This window comes from Microbacterium sp. OR21, from assembly GCF_047306785.1.
Taxonomy (GTDB): domain Bacteria; phylum Actinomycetota; class Actinomycetes; order Actinomycetales; family Microbacteriaceae; genus Microbacterium; species Microbacterium esteraromaticum_E.
The window spans coordinates 1-10,474 of the sequence record NZ_JAZEXJ010000010.1; the positions used below are offsets into that span (position 1 = coordinate 1).

Sequence of the window (10,474 nt, forward strand, 5' to 3'; positions counted from 1 at the left end):
GGCCTTCGCAGTTCTCGACGCAGGTGCGGCCGCCGAGGCAGTGGTCGACGGTGTGGTCGATCTCGCACCGCACCGCGGGGACGCGGCATCCGGGGAAGCGGCAGTGCCGGTCTCGTGCGCGCAGGTGGCGGCGGAGCGGACCTTCGGCGAACCGGGTGTCGGTGGCGAGGACTGCGCCGGTGACGGGGTGAGTGAGGATGCGCTCCCAGCCGTCGGGAGTGGCTCCGGCGAGCGTGCGCGCGGTCTCGGCGTCGATCGGAGAGCGACCCGCGAGGTCGGCGGGGACGCGGTCATCGCCGAGCAGGGTCAGCGCCGGCACGACGACCTGCACCTTGGCGCGGATCGCGCCCAGAGTGCCGGGGCCGTCGTCGCTGCGAGTGGGATCCGCCCCGGGCTGCGTGGTCAGCAGCATGTCGGTGAGGATGTCGGCGCGCAGCTGGTCCATCGTGCGAGCGTCGGATGCGACGATCTCGTCGTGATCGTCGCACCCGCCGCTCGCACTCGCCGCGTCGTCAGGCCTGCCGGCGCTGTCGGCCGCCGAGCGCGCCGCCGCGCGCCGCCGCAGGCGCTCACGCGCCTGTCGACGCGCATCGACGACGGCGGCGCCCTGGCGGGTCACGCGGTCGTAGATCGCGTCGATGAGCAGGGTGGGGGCGATGACGGTGAGCCCGGACATCCCGTCGCCGACGGCGAAGGTGCGGATGCATCGCTCCTCGCGCGCTTCGATGTGCCGTTCGGTGAGAGTGCGCGGATGCAGGCGGTCGGCGAGGATCGCGAGCTCGGACCGCAGCCGCGTGGGCGTCTCGTCTTCGCTGCGGATGAGGGCGAGACGCTCGAACTCGGGACGGGTCTCGGACGGCAGCGGCAGGCCCAGCTCCGTGATGAGCACGGCGTGGCCCTTCGTGATGCTGCCCGTCTCCCAGGCATCGAGAGTGGCCGGGAACTCGTCGACGAGGATGACGGCGTCGCTGATCTGACGTTGCACCGACCGGTCGGAGGACCTGACGGCCGCGGCGATCTCGGCGGAGATCCCTCGCAGCGCCATGTCCTTGCTCTTCACCGACTCGGCAGCGTGCGCGGCCTGCGTGTCGGCGAGCTTCTGCGCTCGAGCGAGAGTGCGGGTCAGCGCCGCCTGGGCCGCGGCGACGGCCGCGTGGGCGGCCCGCGCGGCGTGCACGATCTCCGCCAGCTCGGCGGTGTCCGCGTCGCTGAAGCCGATGATCCCGTTCGAAGACATATTCGAATCTTACGGCGGACCTCGGACATCGGAGGTCCGGAATCCACGTTCCGCGGTCACGATGTGGAGAACCTCGAGGATGCCTCGGCTGGGGAGGAGAGGGCGATGCCGTCGTGAACGTTCGGTCGCCGCATGGCCCGCCGTCGCAGGAGCGGGCGATGTGGGCGCATGAGGAACGCGGCGATGGCCGCGCGTCCCGCTCCGTGTCACGCGAGCGTCGCACCAGACCGGCTACGCGGCGGTGCATCGCAGGGGAGGCATGGCAGGCTCTACTCCCGACCGGCATCACGCCGGGACGCCCACGGAAGTGGACGATAGCGGCGGTCCCACCCCACGGAGCGGCAGGCCAGTGGATGTCGGGGGGCGGCGCGGCAGGCATCGCACGGTACCGGGTGCCAGGCGAGCACCGCAGGAACGGGGCGATGGTCGGTGGGAGGCGGAGCCGGGCGCGGGCACGAGCCGGGCACATCAGCCCGGCTCGTGCCCGCCGCCGCCGCACTGCGCCCGCACAGAACCGCTATCAGCCCGGCGCGATGCAGCACCGGTGCCGGCACCGGACCCAACCGCCGGTGCCGGCACCGGGTCAGGCCACGCGCAGCACCTCGTCCTCGGCGGGCGCGTCCGCGACCTTCCAGCCCTCGGTCGGGGTCGCGTTGGCGACCGCGGCGCCCTCGGCGGCCTCCGTCGCGTCGGGGAAGCCCATCGACTGCTGGTCGCCGCGGAAGTTGCGCAGCCACCAGCCCCAGTCGTCGGGAACGAGGCCGAACGGGTTGTCGTAGCCGAGCTCGCGCGCGGCCCAGACCGGCCAGTGCGGGTTGGCCAGGGCGGGGCGGCCGAGGAAGACCAGGTCGATCAGGCCCTCCTTGACGACGGCGTCGGCGTTCTGAGGCTTGCCGAGGTTCCAGCTCGCGGCGACCGGGATGTCGAGCTCGCGCTTGACGCGGGCGGCCCGCTCGACGAACGCCCGCGGCGTGTTGAAGATGTTCTCGCGCATGTCGTCGGTGTTCCCGCCGAACGACAGGTCGGCGAGGTCGAGGCCATGCTCCTTCATCCAGCCGATCGCGACGATCGAGTCGTCGAACTGCGTGCCCGCCGGGTTGAGGTCGTCGGATCCGAGACGCATCGTCAGCGGGATCCGCTCCGGGATGACGGCACGCACGGCGTCGAGCGCCTCCAGGTGGAACCGGGCGCGGTTCTCGAGCGAGCCGCCATACTGATCGGTGCGCTGGTTCGCCAAGGGTGAGAAGAAGGATGCTCCGAGGTAGCCGTGCGCGTAGTGCATCTCGATCCACTCGAAGCCGACCTCGACGGCCCAGGCGGCGCTCTGTGCGTAGGCGGCGTACAGGTCGTGGATCTCCGCCACCGTCAGCTCCTCCGGCGCGTACGGCATGTCACCGCCGTAGGCGATCGCGGACGGCGCCTTGGTCTGCCATCCCTTGGGGTGGTCGGGCGCGAGCATGTGACCGCCCTCCCACGGGGTGACCAGGCTCCCCTTGCGGCCGGTGTGCCCGAGCTGGATGGCGGCCACACCGCCCATGGACTTGATGACGGCGCACACTCGGGCCAGACCATCGAGCTGGCTCTCGTCGTAGATCCCCGCGCAGCTGACGGTCGTGCGCCCGTCGGGAGTGATCGCGATCTGCTCCGGGAAGATCAGGCCGAATCCGCCCGCGGCGCGCGCGCCCAGGTACGACACGTGGTAGTCGTCCATCCGGCCCTCGACGGACCGGTACATCGTCATCGGCGACATGACGATGCGGTTGCGCAGGGTGACCCCTTTCAACGTGAAGGGGGTGAACAGGTTTGGCATCGGATCCCTTTCGCTGCCGGTGACGGAGGCGTCGAACGTGACGTGCTCACACTCCATCAGGCGGTCCTTCCGCGCCGATTTCCCTGCGGTTGCGCGACCGTAACGTTCCTCTCACACCCCTCGGGCGGGCGTGTGAGGTCGCCCGCATCGCGCACGCGGACCCGCGCGGATGCCGCCGCATACCGTGCGAGCGCGGCATCGACGAGCTCGGGAGGCACCGCACGGCCGTCCAGCAGGGGGGCGCTCACGACGTCGGCGCCGGCGGCATCCATCAGCCCGGCGAAGAAGCCGGGCGCGAGCAGGTATGAGGCCACCACGACGCGGACGTCGGGGGCGCGCGCGGCCTCGACGACCTCCGCGAGCGTGGGGCGCGCTGCGGAGAGGAACCCCACCGGCACTGGGCGTCGCAGCACGCCGGCCAGGCGATCCGCGACCTCGAGGCAGTCGGCGACGGCGGCGGGGTCGGAGGAGCCGGCGGCTCCCAGCACGATCCGGTCGCGGGACCCGGCTCCCGCCTCCGCGACCCGCCGTGCGAGCAGGCGCACCAGGCCGTCGTCGGGGCCGAGGGCCCCGGCGACGGTCACCGGTCGATCGGCCTCGCGCGCCGCGCGGGCGAGATCGACCCGCACGTGATAGCCCGCCGACAGCAGTAACGGCACGATCACGGCGGGCCGCCCGGCCGGGAGCTTGCGCAGCAGGGCGTCGGGACCGGGCTGCAGCACGTCGACGAACCCGCCCCGGGTGTCCGCCTGGCGCGCGCGGATCGCCGCGACGAGTGCTCCCACCACCGAGCGCCCCCGCACCGAGTCCGTCCCGTGGGACACGGCCAGCAGCGCGGGCGCGCTCACGCCGGCACCTCGACCTCGAGCATCCCGCCGACGACGCGCGTGGCGTACACCCGCACCGAGTAGCCGGGGTGCGACAGGCTCCGGCCGGTGCGCAGGTCGTAGACCTCCTTGTGCAGCGGCGAGGCGATCGTGGGTGCGCCCCCGCGCGAGCCCATGATGCCGCGAGCCATCACCATGGCGCCGGTGTGCGGGTCCTCCGCGTCGATCGCGAAGGCGTGCGCGTCGTCGTCCTTGAGCAGCGCGATCTGCCGGCCGGCGAGCAGCGCCGTCTCGCCCCAGCCGGCCTCCAGCTCGGCGATGGGGCACGCGGCGAGCCAGACGGCCTGCTGTTCCACGGCGCCACCCTAGGACACGCACGTTTCTACCGGGTTGCTCCGACCTCACAGCCGTCTCAGCGCGGCGTGGGGTGAGCGTGACGCCGCGGACACGAAGGAGAAACGGTCAGGCAACGCCTCGCGCCTATCGTCGCTTGCGACGCGCGAGACCCCCGCGTGCGTGGTGAGGAGGATGCTGACGGTGGCTGTACGTCTTCGCCACGTGGTCGTCGTCGGCGGCGGGCCCGCGGGCCACCGCGTCGCCGACGCGCTGCTGGCCCGCGACACGGACCGCGCGGTCACCGTGACCGTGGTCAGCGAGGAGCCGCGCGCGCCCTACGACCGCGTCGCGCTGAGCCGCCGCTTCGCCGGTCCCGTCGACCTGCCGTTGGCGACGGCCGCGCAGTGGGATCCGACGCGGGTCACGGTGCGCACCGGGACGGCCGCAGTCGCCGTCGACCCGGCGACCCGCATCGTGACGCTCGACGACGGCTCCACGCTCCGGTATGACGAGCTCGTGCTGGCCACCGGCTCCGCCCCGCCGATTCCCGACATCCCCGGCAAGCAGCACGCGCGCGTGTTCCGCACGATCGAGGACGTCGATTGGATGACCGCGGAGGTGGACCGCCTCGCCGCCCAGCACGGTCGGGCGGCCCGGGTCGTCGTGGCCGGGGGCGGCCTGCTGGGGCTGGAGGCGGCAGGCGGGCTGGCCGCGCGCGGCGCCGACGTCGCCGTCGTCCACTCCGGGCGCTGGCTGATGTCCGCCCAGCTGGACGAGGGCGGCGGGCAGGCGCTGAGCCGGCTCGTCTCGCTCAAGGGCATCGCGCTGCATCTGGGGCACCGCCCGAGCGCGATCGAGACCGGCGCGGACGGCGCGGTCACCGGGGTGGTCCTCGACGACGGCCGGCGCGTGCCCGCGGACCTCGTCGTCGTCGCGATCGGGATCCGGCCGCGCGACGAGCTCGCGGCGCCGGCGGGGATCGAGCGCGCGCCGGGCGGCGGCATCGCGATCGGCGCCGACTGCCGCACGTCCGCGCCGCACGTGTGGGCGGTGGGGGAGGTCGCGTCGTTCGAGGGCCGCTGCACCGGTCTCGTCGCCCCCTCCAACGCGATGGCGGAGGTGGTGGCGGATCGGCTGCTCGGCGGCACCCGCGTGTTCGCGAGCGTCGACGACGCCGCGAGCCTCAAGCTTGCCGACGTGGATGTCGCGACCTTCGGCGATGCGAAGGGTGTGACGCCGGGATGCCTCGAGGTCGTGTACGCGGACCCCGCCCGCGGGCTGCACCAGAAGATCGTGCTCTCCGGCGACGCGACGACCCTGCTCGGGGGCGCGTTCGTCGGCGACAGCACCCCGTACGCGACGCTGCGCCCTCGCCTGGGCGCGGAGCTGGGAGCGGATGCCGCTGCGTTCCTGTCGGCGCCGGGAGCGGCGTCCCCCGACTCGGGGGAGCTTCCCGACTCGGCGCTGGTGTGCTCGTGCAACACGGTCACCGCGGGCGCGATCCGCGACGCCGTCGAGGAGCAGGGCTGCACCGAGATGGGTCCCCTGAAGGCGTGCACGCGCGCGGGCGTCCAGTGCGGGTCGTGCGTGCCGCTGGTGCGGAAGCTGCTGGAGGCGGAGCTCGCGAAGGCGGGCATCGAGTCGTCGCATGCGCTGTGCGAGCATTTCGACCTGTCGCGGCAGGAGCTGTTCGAGTCGGTGCGGGTGCTGGGGCTCCCCTCGTTCGACGCGGTGCGGGAGCGGTTTGGCCGGGGGCTGGGATGCGACATCTGCAAGCCGGCGATCGCGTCGATCCTGGCCAGCCAGGGCACCGGGCATCCGCTGGACGGCGGCCGTGCCGGGCTGCAGGACACGAACGACCGCGCGCTGGCCAACATGCAGAGGGACGGCACGTACTCGGTGATGCCGCGGATCCCCGGCGGGGAGATCGATCCGGTCAAGCTCGGGGTGATCGCGCAGGTGGCGCAGGAGTACGGTCTGTACACGAAGATCTCCGGCGGCCAGCGGATCGACATGTTCGGCGCGCGCCTGGAGCAGCTGCCGGCGATCTGGCGGCGGCTCGTGGACGCCGGGTTCGAGTCCGGCCAGGCGTACGGGAAGGCGCTGCGCACGGTCAAGAGCTGCGTCGGGTCGACGTGGTGTCGGTACGGCGTGCAGGACTCGACCTCGATGGCGATCCGGCTGGAGCTGCGCTACCGCGGGCTGCGCGCTCCGCACAAGTTCAAGTCGGGCGTGTCTGGGTGCGCCCGGGAGTGCGCCGAGGCGCGGGCCAAGGACTTCGGCGTCATCGCCACCGAGCAGGGCTGGAACCTGTACGTGGGCGGCAACGGCGGGTACCAGCCCGCGCACGCGCAGCTGCTCGCCGGCGACCTCGACGACGAGACCCTGATCCGGTATGTTGACCGGTTCCTCATGTACTACATCCGCACCGCCGACCGGCTCCAGCGCACCGCACGCTGGATCGAGGAGCTCCCGGGCGGTCTGGACCACGTGCGCGACGTCGTGGTGCACGACTCGCTGGGCCTGGCGGCGGACCTGGAGGCGGCGATGGCGCGGCACGTGGATACGTACGAGGACGAGTGGGCCGCCACCCTGGCCGATCCGGACAAGCTGCGCCGGTTCCGCAGCTTCGTCAACGCGGCGGACGAGCCCGATCCGTCGCTGGTGCGCGTGGCCGAGCGGGGACAGCTGCGCCCGGCATCCGCTGACGAGCGCGCCGCGGGTCGTGCCGTGCCGATCGCGGATGCCGTGCTCGCCGTCCGCGGGAGGGGATGACGCGGCGATGACGGGCAGCGTGACGCTGGTCGGCGGCGGGCCGGGCCCGGTCGAGCTGCTGACCCTCGCGGCGGTGCGGGCGCTCGCGGCCGCGGACGTCGTGCTGTTCGACCGGCTGGCTCCGCACGACGATCTCGCCGAGCTGGCGCCGCGCGCGGAACTCATCGACGTCGGCAAGCGGCCGGGGCACCATGCGATCGGGCAGGAGTCGATCCAGGCGATCATGGTGGATCGCGCCCTGGCGGGTGCGGACGTGGTCCGGTTGAAGGGCGGCGACCCGTTCGTGTTCGGCCGCGGCGGGGAGGAGGTGCTGGCGTGCCGGGCGGCAGGGGTCCCCGTTCGGGTGATCCCGGGGGTCACCAGCGCGGTGTCGGTGCCGGCATCCGTCGGCATCCCGGTCACCCACCGCGACGTGAGCAGGCTGTTCACCGTCGTGTCGGGGCATGCGCCGCTCTCGGAGGAGGAGCTGCGGAATCTCGCGGGGTTGCGGGGTACGATCGTGATCCTCATGGGCGTCACGAACCTGCCATCGATCACCGCCGGCCTGGTGCGGCACGGTCTCGGCGCGGACACGCCGGTCGCGATCATCGAGCGCGGGTTCGCCCGCGGGCAGCGCACGGTGGTTTCGACCCTGTCGACCGTGATGTGGGATGCCGCGGCCCACGGTGTCGCGGCGCCCGCCGTGATCGTGGTGGGCGACGTGGTCGGGCTCGCCGTCGCCGGGGATGCGGACGCGCAGGCCGCGCTGGACGCGGCCTCGCTCAGCGGGTGACGCGATGATCCCCTCAGGCACCGACCGCATCGGCTTCCGCCCGGATCAGCTCGACGGGTTCAGGATCGGGGTGACGAGCGACCGGCGCAGCGAGGACCTGATCGACGCGTTCCGGCGGCGGGGGGCGGAGGTGCTGCACGCGCCGACGCTGCGCATGGCGCACCAGCAGGACGACGAACGGGTGCTCGCCGACACGCGGCTGATTATCGACGCGCGCCCGGCGGTGCTGCTGGCGACCACGTCGTACGGCGTTCGCCGCTGGTTCGAGGTGGCGGATGCGGGCGGTCTCGGGGAGGCGCTGCTGGGGGCGCTGCAGGAGACGACGGTGTTCGTGCGGGGGCCGAAGGCCCGCGGCGGCATCCGCGCCGCAGGCCTGAACGACGAGGGGATGAGCGAGCGGGAGACGACGGAGAGCCTCGTCGAGATGGCGCTGGCCTCCTCGCCGCCGGCGGCGACGATCGCGGTGCAGCTGCACGGGTACACGGACGAGGCGCAGCTGGACCGGCTGCGCGAGGCCGGCCACACGGTGCTCACGGTGGCCCCGTACCGGTGGCTCACGCCGGATGCGAGCGATGTCCGCGTGGAGCGGCTGATCGACGGCATCGCCGCCGGCTCGCTGGACGCGGTCACGTTCACGAGCGCGCCCGCCGCCGACGCGCTGCTGGGGATCGCGGAGGTGCTGGGGCGGAGCGCCGAGCTGATCGAGGGGCTGCGCTCGAACGTCCTGGTCGCGGCGGTCGGATCGGTGACGGCGGCGCCGCTGCTCGCGGCCGAGGTTCCGGTCATCTGGCCGGAGCGGTTCCGGCTGGGGGCGTTGATCCGCCAGGTGTGCGAGCGGCTCGAGCAGGACCGCATCCTCCGGCTGGACACGGTCCACGGCGAGGTCGTGCTGCGCGGCAGCCGGCTGCAGGTCGGCGGCGAGAGCGTGACGCTCCCCCCGACCCCGCTCGCGCTGTTCCGGACGCTCATGGCGGCGTCCGGGGGCGTCGTCTCGCGCGGCGACCTCGCCCGGTCGACCGCGGCGCATCTCGACGACCACGCGCTGGAGATGGCGCTGAGCCGGCTGCGTCAGGCCGTTCCGGAGCGTGCGCTCATCCAGACGGTGATCAAGCGGGGCTATCGCCTGGCGGTCGACTGAGGGACGGCGCGCGTCAGAGGCCGGGGATCACCTCGCGGGCGAACCGGGTCACCGTCTCGCGGGTGGTCGTGGCGTCAACGTCGCGCGAGGCGGGCACCACGACGAGCCGCTGCAGTCCGAGACCGGCGAGCGCGCGCACCCGCTCGACCAGCTGTGCCGGCGTGCCGCACAGGGCGAAGCGGGCGAGGAACTCGTCCGGAAGGATGCCGGCGCGCGCCTGCGGCGAGCCGCTGGTGCCGTGCTGGGCCTCGTCGTAGGCGGATGCCACGCCGGCCAGGGTCTGGCGGTCGGCGGCGGGGATGTCGGGCACTCCGGAGCTCGCGCCCTCGGCGAGGAGCTGCGCGAAGATCGAGGCGCTGCCGCGGACGATGCGGAGGGCGTCGGCCTCGTCGTCGGCGCACGCCACGTCGACGTACGCGCCGAGGGAGATCCCGGCCGGGTCCAGTCCCGCCGCCCGGCGGGCGTCGCGGGCACGGTTCACGGCCCACGTCAGCCGATCGACGTCCGCGCCGAGGTTGAAGGTCAGCCGGTCGGCGCCGACCGCCCCGACGTCGATCATGCGTGGGCCGGTGGCGGCGACGTCCACCGGGACCTTCGAGAGGTTCGCGGGAAGCCAGGCCAGGGGCGCGGCGTGCGGGAGGCCGGGGGCGCCGAGGTGGCCCTGGATCTCCTGCAGCGCGGCCGTGAACGCGGTCACGCCTGGCGGCGCCAGACCGAGCTGACGGAGAGCCGAGTCGCCTCGCGCGAGCCCGAGGACCGCGCGACCGCCGGACTCGGCGTGCACCGTGAGGATCGCCGATGCCGTGACCGCCGGATGCCGCGACACCGGGTTCGTGACGGCGACGCCCATTCCGATGCGCTCGGTCGCGGTCGCGATCAGGCCCAGCTCGACATAGGGGTCGGGGACGAGCATCTCGCTGTCGGCGAGAAGCACGCCGTCGTAGCCCAGACCCTCGGCATCCGCCGCCCACCCGGCACTCCCGCCGAGGGTCGGGAAGCCGTGCAACCAGAACTGCATTGGACGCCTCCGGTTTCGTCGATTCGTACCGCGAGCGCTATCGGCGGCGGCTCAGCGTGCGGAGAGCAGGTGTCGCGGGGGGCCTTCGATGCGCGCCAGGGCGATCTTGACTTCCGGTGCGCCGGCGATGGTGTCGGCGGACATGTGCACCCCTTCATTGTGGACCGGAAGCGGCCAGCCTGCCAGGCTCTCGGAGCAGGATGCCGTCAGCGGCCTTCTTCTTCTCCTGCTCAGCGCGGGCCACGGCGCCGAGCGCGATCGTGGCCTCCGCCGCTGCCGAACAACCTCATGCTCACCTGGTGCCGGCTCCGACTGAATGCGCGGTCGACGACGGCTCGCCGCGCGAGCGCGTGAGCGCGTGGGTGTGTGGGGGCTGGGCGTGATGCAGCTCAGAACGGGGGTGGATCGTCGGGCGGATCGGGTACGAAGTGCACGGTCGGTGTCGGGGGTTCGTCGGTGTAGACCCGGCCGAGCGGGGAGGTCCATTCGAGCACCCCGCCGGGCAGCTGTCTGACTTGCCAGGCGGTGAACTGTTTCATCGAGTGATGTCGCTGGCAGAGG

General features: G+C 73.1%; 8 protein-coding genes and 1 pseudogene. 3 read left to right on the forward strand and 6 right to left on the reverse strand.

The annotated features are described in order from the left end of the window. The 4 genes from V2S04_RS14785 to nirD form a co-directional block, all read right to left on the reverse strand. The coding region (locus V2S04_RS14785) for an HNH endonuclease signature motif containing protein (protein ID WP_413639115.1) at positions 1 to 1,237 on the reverse strand (1,237 nt) is incomplete at its 3' end. Positions 1,238 to 1,820: 583 nt separating this feature from the next. After that, positions 1,821 to 3,047, reverse strand: a complete 1,227-nt coding sequence (locus tag V2S04_RS14790; protein ID WP_413639116.1) for a hypothetical protein — start codon at positions 3,045 to 3,047, stop codon at positions 1,821 to 1,823. Positions 3,048 to 3,103: 56 nt separating this feature from the next. Next, positions 3,104 to 3,895, reverse strand: coding sequence for a sirohydrochlorin chelatase (locus tag V2S04_RS14795; protein ID WP_228164531.1), 792 nt, complete (start codon positions 3,893 to 3,895; stop codon positions 3,104 to 3,106). Continuing rightward, positions 3,892 to 4,230: a nitrite reductase small subunit NirD gene (gene nirD, locus V2S04_RS14800; protein WP_228164530.1), complete on the reverse strand. Its 339-nt coding sequence runs from the start codon at positions 4,228 to 4,230 to the stop codon at positions 3,892 to 3,894. Before nirD ends, V2S04_RS14795 begins: the two co-directional genes overlap by 4 nt. A gap of 181 nt (positions 4,231 to 4,411) precedes the next feature. Between nirD and nirB the strand changes: the two genes are divergently transcribed. From nirB to V2S04_RS14815, 3 genes are read left to right on the forward strand one after another with little or no spacing between them, the layout of a single operon-like run. After that, positions 4,412 to 6,985, forward strand: a complete 2,574-nt coding sequence (gene nirB / locus V2S04_RS14805) for a nitrite reductase large subunit NirB (RefSeq protein ID WP_228164529.1) — start codon at positions 4,412 to 4,414, stop codon at positions 6,983 to 6,985. Between the two features lie 7 nt (positions 6,986 to 6,992). Then, a complete protein-coding gene (gene cobA / locus V2S04_RS14810; RefSeq protein WP_374197645.1) occupies positions 6,993 to 7,757 on the forward strand; it encodes a uroporphyrinogen-III C-methyltransferase in 765 nt (254 codons plus the stop codon). Positions 7,758 to 7,761: 4 nt separating this feature from the next. Further along, entirely contained in the window at positions 7,762 to 8,895 is a 1,134-nt protein-coding gene (locus V2S04_RS14815; protein ID WP_228164528.1) for a uroporphyrinogen-III synthase, read from the forward strand. Positions 8,896 to 8,908: 13 nt separating this feature from the next. Here V2S04_RS14815 and V2S04_RS14820 read toward each other — a convergent pair whose 3' ends face one another. Together V2S04_RS14820 and V2S04_RS14825 are read right to left on the reverse strand one after the other, a co-directional pair. Continuing rightward, positions 8,909 to 9,913: an LLM class flavin-dependent oxidoreductase gene (locus V2S04_RS14820; RefSeq protein ID WP_228164527.1), complete on the reverse strand. Its 1,005-nt coding sequence runs from the start codon at positions 9,911 to 9,913 to the stop codon at positions 8,909 to 8,911. Between the two features lie 389 nt (positions 9,914 to 10,302). Then, positions 10,303 to 10,474, reverse strand: a pseudogene (locus V2S04_RS14825) (HNH endonuclease); the annotation flags it as partial.